Here is a 13,846-nt window from a genome sequence, read left to right as displayed (position 1 = left end):
GGGTCGGGGCAGCGCCGTGGGGGTGATGGTCACTGCCGGGTGCGAGTCCGTCGTGGCTGGTCGCGCAGTTCCCCGCGCCCCTGGGGGCGGCGTCGTGGGGCGGTCTGTCGCTGCCGGGTGGGGGTGCGTCGTGGCTGGTTGCGCAGTTCCCCGCGCCCCTGGGGGCGGCGTCGTGGGGTGGTCCGTCGCTGCCGGGTGGGGGTGCGTCGTGGCTGGTTGCGCAGTTCCCCGCGCCCCTGGGGGCGGCGTCGTGGGGTGGTCCGTCGCTGCCGGGTGCGGGCCCGTTGTGGCTGGTCGCGCAGTTCCCCGCGCCCCTGGGGGGCGTCGTGGCTTGGCGTGTGGCTCCCCGCGCCCCTGGGGGCGTCGTGGCTTGGCGTGTGGCTTCCCGTGCCCCTGAGGGGGCTCGTGGCTGAGGTGTGCCGCGTCCGCCGACCCGGTCGGGGCGGCGGACGCGGGCTGTCGGGTTACTTCGACGGTGACGGGGACGCCGACGGCGTCACCGCGTCCGTGGGCTTCTCCTTCAGCGGTACGAAGGCCAGCGCGTCCCACGCGATCGACGCGTCGCCGGTGCCGTCCGCCGTCGCCGAACTCAGTGACACACTCGGCGTGCCCTTGAACTCGTAGGACCCCAGCGACACCCAGGTGTTCTCGCCCCCGGTGTCCTGGGAGATCGTCTTCTCCACGACCGTGCCGTCACCGAGGTCGATGCGGTACGTGGCCGACGGGGTGTTGGCCTCGTGGTCGGGCAGGTGCACCATGACCCGGGCCCAGCCGCCGATCTTCCGGCCCGGGGTCCACGTGCCGGTGACCACCGAGTCGGTGTAGCTCGGCACCCGGGTGTGGGTGAGCCAGAAGTGGCCGCCGAAGCCGGCGCCCAGCTGATGGAAGTCGATCTTCGAGGGGTAGACGGTCGCGCCGTTCTGCTGGGCCGACCCGAAGGTGAAGGTCAGCTTGCCCCGGCTGGTCCAATTGCGCTCACCCGCACAGGGGTTGGCGGAACCGACCCGGAACTTCACCGTGTTCGGCACGTCGTCCACGATCAGGGCGTTCGCCGGAAGGGTGGACGCGCAGGCGGCCGGGTGAGGGGCCGCGACCTTGGGCTCGGGGTCACCGACCTGGTACTTCAGCACCTCGGTGCCGCAGGTGGCCGTGCAGTCGGTCCAGTTCACCGGCTGGTTCCACCAGCACTTGAAGTCGTCCCGCTGGCAGGGACCCTCCGGCTGCGTCGACCCCTCCACCTTGTGCGGCTTGGTGATGTCGCAGTCGTTGACCGTGGTCGTGCAGAACGTGTCGTGCGCGGGCTCCGCGGCCGGCGCGCCCGCGGGCCAGTCGCCGACGGTGAACGCCCGGACGGTCGCCCCGGTCGCCGGGTCGGTCTTCTGCTGGGAGTAGGCCGCCCAGCCGAGCACCCGCTCCGGGTACGTCCACAGGTTGGGGTTGCGGGCGTCGTCGTAGCCGGAGGAGAGGAACATCTTGCGGTCGGCCGGGTAGAGGCCGTTGGCCGGGTTGTTGAACCAGCCCAGGCCCCAGGGGGCGCTCGCGTCGGTCGAACTGGGCAGGTTGAAGCCGCTGTTGTACGCCCACAGCGCGAGCCACCAGTTCTCCAGGTACTTCGGGTCGCCGCCGTTGACGAGCAGGCCCTTGTCGTGGAGCTGGTTCCACTTGTCCTGGAGGATCTGGAGACCGGCGGCGATGTTGGCCGCGTAGTCCACGGTGATCGCCTGCTGCTGCTCGGCGGTGTAGGTGGTGTCGGCCTTCGCCATCCCGCTGGTCACCTGGGCGATGCCGTAACCGCAGTCCGCGGCCGCCCAGTCGACGGTGTGGACGCTGCCGGCGTTGCCGTAGTAGCCGCCCTGGATGAAGTTGCTGCTCTCGCCCGCGGCCGCCCGGGAGCTGGCCTGGAGCAGGTTGGACTCCTGGGAGAGCACCCCCAGCATGATCTGCGCGGGCACCCGGCCGCCGCCCTTGAGCGCGGTGGACGGGAACAGGCCCTGCGGGGTGTACGAGGGCAGCTCGCTGCCGTTCCAGCCGCTGCGGCGGCGCACGTCGAGCCTGCCCTGCACGGCGAGGTCCGTCGCCCACTCGACCTGCGCGGTCGACGGCTGGAGCGACTGGAGCTTCGGGTCGTTGCGGGTGACGGCGCAGGCGCGGTCGGGGTCGGTGGTGGACGTCGACGGGTCGGCGTCGCCCGGGGTGACGCTGTCCGTGTGCACGCCGTCGGACAGTGCGGGGGACTGCTCGGCGCCCTGCGAGGTCCGGGAGATCTTCGGCTTGACCGTGAAGTCGACGGTGCTGTCGCTGCCGGGCAGCACCGCGCCGATCCCGACGGACTGGGCGATGTCCGCCGCCGCCTTCCGTCCGCCGGCCGCCTCGGTGCCGTTGCCGACGGAGGTCAGCGCGAGGCCGCCGGTGGTGGAGACCTCGGCGGAGGCGGGCACGTCCAGCGTCCGCCAGCTCTTCGGCAGCGTCTTCACGCCGTCCTCGGCGTCCTTGCCGGTCACGAAGACCCGGCCGCCGGTGCCGTGCACCGCGAGGGCGCCGAGCGCGCCGGAGCCGAGGAGCCGGTCGGAGCCCGCCGAGGTGACCCGGCGTACCTGCACCTTCTTCCCGGCCGGGACCTGGTAGGCGAGTCCGCTGTGCGCGTCCGGCACCAGCCGGAACGGGGTGCCGCCCGTCCTGGCCAGGGTGCTGGTCGCGCCCTTGGCGTCCACCGAGACCACGGAGTCGCCCAGGGCGGCGGCGATCTTGTTCCCGAAGGGCACGGCGGAGGTGAGCTGACCGGCGACGGTCTGCTGCCGGACCAGTTGCCCCTTCTGGGCGTCGACGGTGAGCAGTTGGGTGCCGGAGCCCTGCGGCCGGGTCAGGACGGCCTGTTCGCCGTCGCCGCAGCCGGGGTTGAAGTAGGCCAGGGAGACCAGTTCGGGCAGCTTGGTCACCCGGCCGTCCGCCAGGTCGACCACGGCCGCGAACGCGCCCTGCTGGAAGCCCTGTTGGTCGTTGACGGCCTGCCGGGGCGCGTAGACCACGACGGCACGGTCGCCCGAGCCGGTCACACAGGTCTGGCCGATCCACTGGTCAGTGTCGATGCCGGGCTCGGACAGGGTGGCCGCGGTGTGCCACTTGTAGGCGTCGGCCGCGTCGGCGACCAGGACGTGCAGTCCGGTGCCGTCACCGTCGTAGGTGACGATCCGGTCGCCGGACTTCTGCCAGCCGGAGGGGAGTCGGGAGGTGTCGGTGACGTGGTCCGCGGTCGGGGCGGGCGCCGGGTCGGCGGGGTCGGTCAGGGCCGCCGAGGCCAGCGGGGCGATGAGGGCCAGCGAGAGCACGGACATCGCGCCGGCCGCCGCTATCCGGCCGCGCCGGCTTTTCGGTACGCGCCAGCGGTGTCTTCCGCCGGAGCTTTCACGGAAAGTACGCAAGGGAATTCCGTCCGGTCATTCAGAGACAGGGGTGGGGGGTACCGGCTCGAAACGCTCCCCCTGGCCGGTGACGCGGAAGTTATCAGTCCGCTATGGCCGTCATGGGTACGGCGGGTGATCTACCGAGCGGTATCCACGAAATATCCACGGGAATCGACCAACGGTTTTCCTTTTGCCGCGGTCCACTTGAACAACATCCCCCCACGCACGACAAGGAACAGTGAACCCGTTGATGAACAGCACTCGTCTCAAGGCGGCTTTCGTCGCCGCGGCCATGACCCTCGCCGGTCTGGCGGCGGCCGGCCCGGCGGTCGCCGCACCCACGGCCGCGGCCGTCCGCGCCCAGCAGCCCGCCGTACCCGTCGACTTCGTGGACCTGCCCACCAGTGCCCTCGTGGCCGACGGCGAGCAGCACCAGGTCACCGTCAGCTACCGCAACGACACCGCGGCGGACCGGACCGTCGCCCCGCAGCTCCTGCTGGAGTCGCCGGACGCCGGTCCCTTCCTCGACCCGTCGGACGTCGTGGTCGAGCGGCGCACCGCGCACGGCTGCTGGCGGCCGGTCGCGACCGCGAGCCAGACCGGCACGCTCTTCACCGACCTGACGACCGCTCAGCGCACCCTCCACGCGGGCCGGACCCTCACCGAGGTCTACCGGATCACGGTCGTCGACCCGACCGCCGAGGGGACCGTGCAGCCGAGGATCGCTCTGTACTAGACCCACGTGACGCGAGAGGGCCCGGGTCTCCCTCAAGAGACCCGGGCCCTCTCCCGCTGTCAGCGCAGCGAGCCGATGCGGTCGACCCGCTCGTTCACGCCGTTGCGGAGTTCCGAGAGCGTCGTGCCGGGCGGGGCCACCGTCGGGGTGGACGACGGCGGCTGGGCCTCGTCCGCGCAGGTCGTGCCGCGGGCCGGGACCTTCAGGTCCACCAGGTAGTCGGTGATCGCGTCCGTCGCGCACACACTGCGGTTGAAGGCGGTGTGCCCCTCCGCCTTGAAGGTGAGCAGACGGCCGTTGTCGAGCTGACGGGAGAGGGCCACCGCGTCCTGGTACGGGGTGTCCGGGTCACCGGTGTTGCCGATGACGAGGATCGGCGCGGAGCCCTTCGCGTGGAAGTTCCCGGTGTAGCGGCTGGTGTGCTCGCCCTTCCACTGCGCGCAGGCGGTGGCGTGCTGGTGGTCGTAGGTGGGCGGCCCGTAGGCCATGGCCGGGCCCAGCAGCGGGGCCAGCCGGGCGTTGGTGGTGACCTGGCGCTTGAGCAGGGCCGGGTCGGACGGGTACTTCTTGTCGACGCACTCGACCACGACGTTCGGGTTGAGGAAGTCGAAGCTGGCCGGGGACGGCGGCCGCAGCAGGAACGAGGTGTTGTCGCGCAGTTGCGCCTTGCGCAGGGCCTCGCCGAAGGACGGCCAGACGACCTTGCCCCCGTTGATGTTGAACATCAGCCGGTAGACGAGGGTGTAGCCGTTCGCCTGGCCCCCGTTGGCCGTCGGCACCGGGTTGGCGTCCAGGTCGGCCTTCAGCTTCTCGAACGCCCCGCGCGGGTCGCCGTCACCGAAGCCGCAGGTCGCCTGGTCGGCCTCGCACCAGTCCAGGAAGCGGCTCATCGCCCCGTCCAGGGCGAGGTACTGCGGCCGGTCGTAGGCGTAGGGCTGATTCGTGTAGTGCTCCGGGTCGTAGGCCCCGTCTAGCGCGAGCGCACGGACCCGCTTGGGGAACATCGCGGCGTAGACCGTACCGATGTAGGAGCCGAACGAACGTCCGTAATAGGTCAGTTGCTTCTCGCCGAGCGCCTGGCGCAGCAGGTCGATGTCCCGGGCCACGTACTGGGTGCCGACGTACGGCAGCAGGTCGCCCGCGTTGGTCCGGCAGGCCTCGTCGAAGTCGGCGGCCTGCTGGACGGCCGGCTCGTAGGCGTCGGGACCGGGGACGCCCTTGGCGGCGGTGACGGCCTTGGTGTAGGTCGGGTCGTCCCAGCACACGACCTGGGAGCTGCGGCCGACGCCCCGCACGTCGTAGCCGAACACGTCGAAGTCGTCGCGCAGTTCGGCGGGCAGGTCGGCGTAGTTGCCGCGCACGAAGTCCACACCGGAGTTGCCGGGGCCGCCGGGCTGCAGGAACAGGGTGCCCTTGCGCCGGGAGGGGTCGGCCGCCGGCTTGCGTATGACGGGCAGGGTGATGGTCCTGCCCTGCGGATCGCGGTAGTCCAGGGGCACCTGGGCGTTCGCGCACTGGAAGCCGTCCTGGCAGTCCGACCAGGTCAGGGTCGGCACGGTCGGGGTCGGCACGGTCGGGGTGTCCTGGGTGGCCGCCGACACCGGGGACGCGGTCCAGGCCACGGCGAGCGCGCACACCGAGGCTCCGGCGAGTCTGAGTCGTCTCAACTTCACTGCTTTTGTTCCCCCTTGGGCTGGTCAAGCCTCAGAGAATCGGTTGTCTCACTGAGAACACACAGAAAAAGACCAGCCACGGTTCCCGCCGTCCGGCGGTAGTCCCGGCGGCCTACCCGTGACGGGCCGCGTACTGCGTTCTCAGTACGGGGGACTGTCGGCAGGCGCACGACGACATCGCCGCCCTCGTCGCGACAGCCTGGACGGACCGTTCGGCACCAGATCTGGAGACCCCCGCCGTGGCTTCTTTCCTTTACCGCGTGGGCCGCCTGGCCTTCCGGCGACGCTGGTACGTCGCCCTGGTCTGGGCGGCCGTCCTGGCCGCCTTCGGGCTGGGCGCCATGAAGGCGCCCAGCACCGCCGACGAGGGGTTCTCGATGCCGGGCATCGAGTCCCAGAAGGCGTTCGACCTCCTGGAACAGCGCTTCCCCGGGGCCACGGCCGACGGCGCCACCGCCCGGGTCGTCTTCGTCGCGCCGAAGGGCGAGAAGGTCACCGCGGCCGACCACAGGAAGGCCGTCGAGGACACCGTCGCCGACCTGGCCGACGGCTCACAGGTCGCGTCCGCCGTGAACCCGTTCCAGGCGGGCGCGGTGAGCAAGGACGGCACGACGGCGTACGCCACCGTCACCTACAAGGTCGCGGCCGACGCCCTCACCGACGCCGACCGGGACCGGCTGGCCAAGGCCCTCGACGAGGCCCGGGACACCGGGCTGGCCGTCGACGCCGGTGGCACCGCCATGGACGACCGCGGTGGCGCGGGCGGCGCGGCCGAGCTGATCGGTGTCGCCATCGCCGCCGTCGTCCTCCTCATGACCTTCGGCTCCCTGGCCGCCGCCGGACTCCCGCTGCTGACCGCGATCGTCGGCGTCGGCGTCAGCATGGCCACGATCCTCACCCTGTCCGACGCCCTCGGCCTGTCCACCACGACCGGCACCCTCGCGATGATGCTGGGCCTGGCCGTCGGCATCGACTACGCCCTGTTCGTCGTCTCCCGCTACCGCGAGGAACGCGCCAAGGGCCGGGCACCCCAGGAGGCGACGGCACTCGCGGTCGGCACGGCCGGTTCCGCGGTCGTCTTCGCGGGCCTGACCGTCGTCATCGCGCTGGCCGGACTCTCGGTGGTCGGCATCCCGATGCTCACCAAGATGGGCCTGGCCGCGGCGGGCGCGGTCGTGGTCGCCGTACTGATCGCGCTGACCCTGGTCCCGGCGTTCCTCGGCTTCTGGCCGAACGCGGTCCTGCGGCGCAAGGCGCGTAAGAGCGGCCGTGTCGAGGCGGAGGCCAAGGACAACGGCGGCACCCGCTGGGCCCGGCTGGTGCTGCGCCACCCGCTGCCCGTCCTGCTGCTCGGCGTGGTCGGCCTCGGCGCCCTCGCCCTGCCGATGACCTCCCTCCAGCTCGGCATGCCCGGCGACGAGGCCAAGCCGGTCTCCAGCACCGAACGCCGGGCCTACGACGCGCTCGCCGAGGGCTTCGGGCCGGGCTTCAACGGCCCGCTGACCGTCGTCGTGGACGCGAAGGGCGACGACGACGCGAAGGGGGCGGCCTCGACGATCGCGAAGGAGATAGGCAAAACCAAGGGGGTCGTCTCCGTCTCCCCGGCCCGCTTCAACGAGACCGGGGACACCGCCGTCTTCTCGGTCGTGCCGTCCACCGCGCCGACCGCCGAGAAGACCAAGGACCTGGTCACCACGATCCGCGGCGAGCGCCCCGGCATCGAGTCCGAGACCGGAGCCACCTTCGAGGTCACCGGCACCACCGCCCTGAACATCGACATCGCCGAGAAGGTGCAGTCCGCGCTGGTGCCGTACCTGATCGTCGTGGTGGGCCTCGCGATCGTGCTGCTGCTGGTGGTCTTCCGGTCCCTGCTCGTCCCGCTGAAGGCGGCCCTCGGCTTCCTGCTCTCCGTCCTGGCCTCCCTCGGCGCGGTCGTCGTGGTCTTCCAGGAGGGGCACGGCGCCGGACTCTTCGGCGTGGAGACCACCGGCCCGATCATGAGCCTGATGCCGATCTTCCTGGTGGGCATCGTCTTCGGCCTCGCCATGGACTACGAGGTGTTCCTGGTCTCCCGGATGCGCGAGGCGTACGTCCACGGCGAGACGGCCAGCCAGGCCGTCACCTCCGGCTTCCGGCACAGCGCCCGGGTGGTCGTGGCCGCCGCACTCATCATGATCGCGGTCTTCGCCGGGTTCATCGGCGAGAGCGACTCCATGATCAAGATGATCGGGTTCGGCCTGGCCACCGCCGTCCTGCTCGACGCCTTCGTGGTGCGGATGGCCATCGTGCCGGCCGTGCTCGCCCTGCTCGGCGACAAGGCCTGGTGGCTGCCGACGTGGCTGGACCGGATCCTGCCCCGGGTCGACGTCGAGGGCGAGGCGCTCACCAGGGCCGCCGACACTCCGCAGCCCGCGCCCGCGCACCAGGAGGCCGTACGCGTCTGACCCCCACCCCCCACCAGGGGCCGCCCGTGTCGTACGGCACGGGCGGCCCCGTTCGCTCACCATGGGGCCCAGGCCCACCCACCGGAGAACACGATGACCACCAGCCCGGAGCGGCGGTACACCGACCGCCTGGAGGAGTTCTCGGAACGCCATCCCTTCCTCGTCGACCTGGCCCTGGTCCTGGCGCTGATGGGTTCCGCGACCCTCGGTGCCTCGCTCACCCTGCCCGGGGCCGCGCCGCCGGACGACGACAGGCTGGCCGTGGCCCTCATGGGGGTGTCCTGCCTCGCCCTGCTCAAGCACCGCACCCACCCGCGCCTCACCGTCGTGGTCAACGCGCTCTGCGCCACGCTCGTGATCGCGCAGGGCTACCTCCTCACCCCCCTGCTGCTGGGGCCCGTCATGGCATCGCTGTACTGGCTGGCCACCCTCACCGAGCGGAGCACCATCCGCGCCTACGGTCTGGCGACCACGGTGATGCTGACCCTCGCGGCGGCCTTCTCCGACTCCATGGACCATGTGGCGCTGCTGCTCAGGACCATCGGCCCGGTCTTCTGGCTGATGCTGCCGCTGGCCGCCGGCACCATGACGCGGCTGCGGCGGGCCTACCTGGCGGCCACCCAGGCCCGCGCCGACCACGCCGAGCGCACCCGCGAGGAGGAGGCGCGGCTCAGGGTCACCGAGGAACGCATGCGGATCGCCCGGGAGCTGCACGACGTCGTCGCCCACCACCTGGCCCTCGCCAACGCCCAGGCCGGCACCGCCGAACACCTCGCGCTCGCCAACCCGCAGCAGACCCAGCGGATCCTGCACGACCTCACCGGCACCACGTCCTCCGCGCTGCGCGAACTGAAGGCCACCCTGGGCCTGCTGCGGCAGACCGACGACGAGGGCGCCCCGCTGGAACCGGCCCCCGGCCTCGCCCGGCTGCCCGAACTGGTCTCCTCGTGCGCCTCCGCGGGGATCACCGTCACCGTCACCACGGAGGGCGAGCCGCAGCCCCTCTCACCGGGTGTGGACCTGACCGCGTTCCGGATCGTGCAGGAGGCCCTCACCAACGTCACCAAGCACGCCGCCACCCAGACCGCGCACGTCCGCTTCGTCTACGACGGCTCCCGTCTCCTGATCACGGTCACCGACGAGGGCCCGCCCACCGAGGCCGACCCCGGGGCCGGGAAGGGCTTCGGCGTGATGGGCATGCGTGAACGCGCCCACTCCATCGGCGGCGAACTGCGGGCGGGACCGCGTCCGGAGGGCGGCTTCGAGGTGAGCACGGCACTGCCGTTGCAGCCGTCGGTGAGCGGGGAGGAGACAGGGTGAGGGACGGGGCGGCGCGGGTGGGGCAGGGGTCACCCGGGATTCACCGGAAGGCCGCCGACCGCCTGACCCCGGGCCCGTAGGGTGGCCGGCATGGCTGACGTGGATCTCGACCGGGCACTGGAGGTCGCGACGGACCTCGCGTCCTGGGCGTCGGAGACGATCCGGCGCCCCCGCGACCCGGGTGCCGAGGTGCGGGAGAAGGACGGGCCGGCGGACATCGTGACCGCGACCGACGAGGCGGTGGAGACCCACACCCGCGAGGTGCTCGGGCGGGCCTTCCCCGACCACGGGATCGTCGGCGAGGAGTACGGCACGACGGAGGGTTCCGCCGGCGCCCCGCACTGGGTGATCGACCCGGTCGACGGCACCACCAACTACGCGCACGGACTGGGCTGGTGCTCCTTCTCGCTGGGCCTGGCCGCCGCCGACGGCACCCCGCTGCTCGGTGTGGTGGCGGACCCCTGGCGGGGCGAGACGTTCACCGCCGTCAAGGGCCGCGGGGCGTATCTGAACGGCACCCGCACGTACGCGGCCGCCCACACCACCCTCACCGGCCACGTCTTCCTCACCGAGTGGGCCGCGCACGCCCACTGGCCCGGCCTGGACGCCCTCCTCGCCGAACTCGCCGACCGGCACTGCACGGTGCGCGTGATGGGGTCGACGGCGCTCTCCCTGGCGCAGGTCGCGGCGGGCCGGGCGACCGCGGCGGCGATCGGCGGCTTCCACGCGGTCGACGGGCTCCCGGCGCTGCTGATCGCACGGGAGGCGGGAGCGGTGGCCCTGCCCGAACTCCCCGCCCACAACCAGCCGTTGCTGCTCGTCGCGCCCGGCGCCGCCGAGGAGACGTCCGAACTCTGGCGCGCCTCGGGGGCGGAGGCCGGCTGACGGCGTCCGGTTGACGGCGTCCGGCTGACGGAGTCCGGGCCGGATCTGACCAGGAGATGACCGTGGGCGAGGCATCAAGAGGCTGATCGGAGCACATACTTCAGCAAGCGGGAGGGTCCCGGGGGGAGCTTGGACGGGGAGCGGCTTGATGCATGCCGACGGCGCGGGTCTTGGCAAGGTCCAGGTGCGGCTCAAGTGGGACCCGAGCCCCTACGGGGAACCGGCCCGGCACCTCGACATCGTCGCCGCGACCTACGCGGCGGGCGACCCGTACGGGCGGCCCGAGTACGTCGTGCACACCGAGAGCCGCTCGCCGGACGGCACCATCACCATGACCCGGCACAGCGAGACCGGCCTCGGCCTCGGGTTCGTCGAGGTCATGGAGCTGGAGTTCGAGCGCCTGTCGTCCGCCTACGGCCGGGTGGTGGTCGGCGTCGCCATCCACCAGAACGGCGGCCCGCGCACCTTCGGCGACCTCACCCACGCGGGGGTGCTCGTCGTCGAGGGCTACCGCCACCTGCTGGCCGACGACTTCGCGGGCGTCGCGGACGCCACCGCCGCCACGATCGCCGAGTTCACCAGGGACCCGTCCGGGGCGTGGCACCTCACGGAGCTGATCCGCGGCTTCGACAGCAACCCCGCCGAATTCATGGCGGAGATGGGCAGCGTACGGGGGTGAGGGCACTGGCGGACGGCACCCTCACCCCCGCCGTGCGACGCGGCGGGCCGCCTCAGTACGGCCGCCGGATCCCGTGGTCCGAGAGCGCCGCCTCGTAGCCGGCCAGGAGCTCGTCGAGGCCGCTCAGGAGGAGGCCGGCCGTGTCGCGGGCCTCTGCCAGGTCGCCCCGTTCGCAGGCCTCCAGGATCTCGGCCACCTCGGTCCGCACGATGTGCAGGGAGTCGCCCTGCACCAGGACCCCGGGGAAGTGACGACCGGGCAGGCGGACCACGGCGTTGTTGCCGCCCGGTGTGAACAGTTCTGCTTCGACGCGTTCCATCGGGTCATCCAAGGCGGCACCGGTATGGCGTTCAAGAGCGGGACGCGGCCGAGTCTCCGGGACGGCTGCGGCACCCCCCGCCGGCCCGTTCGCGGTGATCTCCGCGAGGCGTTCCGCGGCCCCCCGCCCGTTGCGTGTTCGTATCGGTCCTGTACAGACGGCGCGGGCCGGGCGGCCGTAGGCGCATACTGAGGAGGATGACAAAGCCTGCTGCACAGAAGCGTCACTTGCCCACCAGCCCCTTCAAGGCACCGGTCGCACCCGCTCCCAAGCACTTCGCGGTGGGCGACCAGGTCACACACGACATGTACGGTCTCGGCCGCGTGATCGGCGTCGAGGACGGAATCGCGGTGCTCGTCGATTTCGGTTCGTCGCAGATGCGGATCCTGAGTCCGTACTCGAAGATGACCAAGCTGTAGGAGAAAGGACTCCCTCTCATCGATCTGACCTCGCTGTTCTCCGCCCCCGAAGGGCAGCCCCAGCGCACCCCCGCGGCCCTGCCGCCCCCCACCACGAACCCCTTCCAGGCCCCGGACTTCGGGGACGACGAGGACGAGACTTTCCCGCGGCCGGAAGCGGCCTAGCTCCCCCCGCCTCACCGACGGTGCGGTGAGGTCGGACAGTGCTGCCCCGATGAGCTCCTTTCCGTGGTCGTCGCCGTTCGGAGTGCGGATCACCGAGTGGACGTCCTTCTGGGCCGGGCCGTCTCCCTGGGTGCGCGCCGTACGCGCCGGCCAGGGGGCCCGGGCCCTGACAGCCGACCTCGCCCCGTACACACACCGCGGAGTCGTCGGCTGCCCCGCCCCGCCCATGTGACGTACGTCTCCGACCGGTGAGAGCGCACCTCCGCCGGCCGCACCTTCGCCGTGCCCGCTTTCGCCGTGCCCGCTTTCGACGCGTCTGCCTTCGCCGCGTCCGCCTTCGCACGCGCCCCGAGCCCTGGGCGGATTCCACGCGTGGAGCCGTACGGGGGGCTGTCCCGCGTACGGCTGAGCAGAACCTGTGCCCGTCCTGTGGTGGGGCCGTGATTCATCACAGCGGACGCCCAGAAAGGCATGGGAGCGTGGATTCCGGTTAGGCGCACCGGGATTACTCGATTCAGCGGGCAGGTGGGAAGAGATCTCTTTCATGGCGAAGGCACCGGACTCGACAGCCGTGGCGGAAACGGAGCAGGAAGGGCAGGAGGGAGCGGACACGGCGGTCGGCGCCCGCAGACCACCGGCCCCGGTCGCACCCCGTGCGAGCCGGGGTTTTCCGTCCGCGGTGTCCCGCACCGGCCGGGTGAGCGGCCTGGACGGACTGCGCACCCTCGCGGTCGCGCTGGTCATCGTCCACCACGTGGAGCCCGAGGCACTGCCGGGTGGCGCGGTCGCCGTGGACGTGTTCTTCACCATCAGCGGCTTCGTCATCACCCGCCTGCTGATCGCCGAGTACGTCCGCCGCGGCGGCATCTCCCTGATGTCCTTCTACCGGCGGCGCTGGCTGCGGCTCGTCCCCGCCCTGCTGGCCCTGTGCGCGGTCTGCGCCCTGCTGGCCGCGACCACGGACCTGTGGGGCTTCGACGGTTCCCTCCAGGCCGCGGGACTGTCGGCGACGTTCCTCACCAACGTCGTACGGGCCATGGAGCCCGGCCCCTACTCCGACCTCACCAGCCCGCTCGCGCACACCTGGTCCCTGGGCGTGGAGGAGCAGTTCTACCTGCTCTGGCCGCTCGTCCTGCTCTTTCTCCTCCGACGCCTGCGGGCCCGTACGGTCCTCCTGTGCACGGCGGCCCTGTGCGTGCTCCCCCTGCTCTGGCGCTGCGTCCTGTGGACCCCGGAAGCGGCCCACCGCATCTACAACGGCACCGACACCCGCGCCGACCAGCTCCTGGCCGGCGCCCTGGTCGCCGTAGCCCTCGCCCGCCTGCGGTCCGACGACCCGCGCCTGGCCCTCCTGCGCACCTGGTCCGCCCGGCTCGCCTGGCCGGCCCTCGCCCTGCTGGGCCTGGTCGCCTGGCAGGTACCGGTCACCGAGGATCTCGGCCCGTGGACGTCCGCCTGGTACACGATCGGCTTCCTCGCCGTGGCGGTCCTCTCCGCCACCCTGGTCACCGCCCTGGAACTACGCCCCGACGACCGCCTGTCCCGCCTGCTCGCCCTGACCCCCCTGTCCTGGGTGGGCCGCAACCTGAGCTACGGCATCTATCTCTGGCACTACCCGGTCGTACGGCTCCTCGCCTCCCTCGGCGTGCGGGAGGGACGCCTGGCGGCGACGGTGGTACTGACCCTGCTGATGGCACTGCTGTCGTACTACGCCGTCGAAAGGCCGTTCCTGCGGAGAGCACATGCGGGGAAGGCACGGGGGCCGGTGCTGGCCACGGCGTAGGGAGAGGTGTACGGAACGGCGC

12 protein-coding genes are annotated in these 13,846 nt (G+C 71.9%); 9 read left to right on the top strand and 3 right to left on the bottom strand.

Annotated elements, in window-relative coordinates; all coding sequences use genetic code 11:
* Positions 1-464: 464 nt before the first annotated feature.
* Positions 465-3,332 (bottom strand): transglycosylase SLT domain-containing protein, encoded by a 2,868-nt coding sequence (locus ABZ098_RS24490; RefSeq protein ID WP_356594479.1) that lies wholly within the window; start codon positions 3,330-3,332, stop codon positions 465-467.
* A 319-nt stretch (positions 3,333-3,651) separates the two neighbouring features.
* Between ABZ098_RS24490 and ABZ098_RS24485 the strand changes: the two genes are divergently transcribed.
* Positions 3,652-4,137 carry a signal peptide protein gene (locus tag ABZ098_RS24485; protein WP_356594477.1) on the top strand — a complete coding sequence of 162 codons (486 nt, stop codon included), beginning with the start codon at positions 3,652-3,654 and terminating at the stop codon, positions 4,135-4,137.
* Between the two features lie 59 nt (positions 4,138-4,196).
* Here the strand turns inward: ABZ098_RS24485 and ABZ098_RS24480 are convergent, their stop codons facing one another.
* On the bottom strand, positions 4,197-5,810 hold the full coding sequence (locus tag ABZ098_RS24480; RefSeq protein WP_356594475.1) for an alpha/beta hydrolase: 1,614 nt from the start codon (positions 5,808-5,810) through the stop codon (positions 4,197-4,199).
* Between the two features lie 239 nt (positions 5,811-6,049).
* Here ABZ098_RS24480 and ABZ098_RS24475 point away from each other — a divergent pair, with 239 nt between their 5' ends.
* The 4 genes from ABZ098_RS24475 to ABZ098_RS24460 all read left to right on the top strand — a co-directional run bounded on the left by ABZ098_RS24475 (position 6,050) and on the right by ABZ098_RS24460 (position 11,138).
* Positions 6,050-8,254: an MMPL family transporter gene (locus tag ABZ098_RS24475; RefSeq protein WP_356594473.1), complete on the top strand. Its 2,205-nt coding sequence runs from the start codon at positions 6,050-6,052 to the stop codon at positions 8,252-8,254.
* A gap of 93 nt (positions 8,255-8,347) precedes the next feature.
* Positions 8,348-9,574 (top strand): sensor histidine kinase, encoded by a 1,227-nt coding sequence (locus tag ABZ098_RS24470; protein ID WP_356594471.1) that lies wholly within the window; start codon positions 8,348-8,350, stop codon positions 9,572-9,574.
* Positions 9,575-9,664: 90 nt separating this feature from the next.
* Complete coding sequence (locus ABZ098_RS24465) at positions 9,665-10,459, top strand: inositol monophosphatase family protein (protein ID WP_356594469.1); 795 nt, start codon at positions 9,665-9,667, stop codon at positions 10,457-10,459.
* Between the two features lie 148 nt (positions 10,460-10,607).
* Complete coding sequence (locus ABZ098_RS24460; protein ID WP_356594467.1) at positions 10,608-11,138, top strand: TerD family protein; 531 nt, start codon at positions 10,608-10,610, stop codon at positions 11,136-11,138.
* A 52-nt stretch (positions 11,139-11,190) separates the two neighbouring features.
* On the opposite strand, the gene ABZ098_RS24455 is transcribed toward ABZ098_RS24460, so the two are convergent.
* The gene (locus tag ABZ098_RS24455; RefSeq protein WP_356594465.1) at positions 11,191-11,457 is read right to left on the bottom strand and encodes a hypothetical protein; all 267 of its coding nucleotides are present in this window, start codon (positions 11,455-11,457) and stop codon (positions 11,191-11,193) included.
* A 197-nt stretch (positions 11,458-11,654) separates the two neighbouring features.
* On the opposite strand from ABZ098_RS24455, the gene ABZ098_RS24450 reads away from it, so the two are divergent.
* The 4 genes from ABZ098_RS24450 (at position 11,655) to ABZ098_RS24435 (ending at position 13,824) form a co-directional block, all read left to right on the top strand.
* A complete protein-coding gene (locus ABZ098_RS24450; protein ID WP_007383474.1) occupies positions 11,655-11,876 on the top strand; it encodes a hypothetical protein in 222 nt (73 codons plus the stop codon).
* A gap of 214 nt (positions 11,877-12,090) precedes the next feature.
* A complete protein-coding gene (locus tag ABZ098_RS24445; protein ID WP_356594463.1) occupies positions 12,091-12,273 on the top strand; it encodes a hypothetical protein in 183 nt (60 codons plus the stop codon).
* A gap of 16 nt (positions 12,274-12,289) precedes the next feature.
* Positions 12,290-12,535 carry a pentapeptide repeat-containing protein gene (locus tag ABZ098_RS24440; protein WP_356594461.1) on the top strand — a complete coding sequence of 82 codons (246 nt, stop codon included), beginning with the start codon at positions 12,290-12,292 and terminating at the stop codon, positions 12,533-12,535.
* 50 nt (positions 12,536-12,585) lie between these two features.
* Positions 12,586-13,824 carry an acyltransferase gene (locus ABZ098_RS24435; protein ID WP_356594459.1) on the top strand — a complete coding sequence of 413 codons (1,239 nt, stop codon included), beginning with the start codon at positions 12,586-12,588 and terminating at the stop codon, positions 13,822-13,824.
* Positions 13,825-13,846 lie beyond the last annotated feature (22 nt).

Source organism: Streptomyces sp. NPDC006335 (assembly GCF_040612795.1).
Classification (GTDB): Bacteria; Actinomycetota; Actinomycetes; order Streptomycetales; family Streptomycetaceae; genus Streptomyces.
The sequence above is the reverse complement of the archived record's forward strand: the minus strand, read 5'-3'. Positions and strand labels throughout refer to the sequence as shown.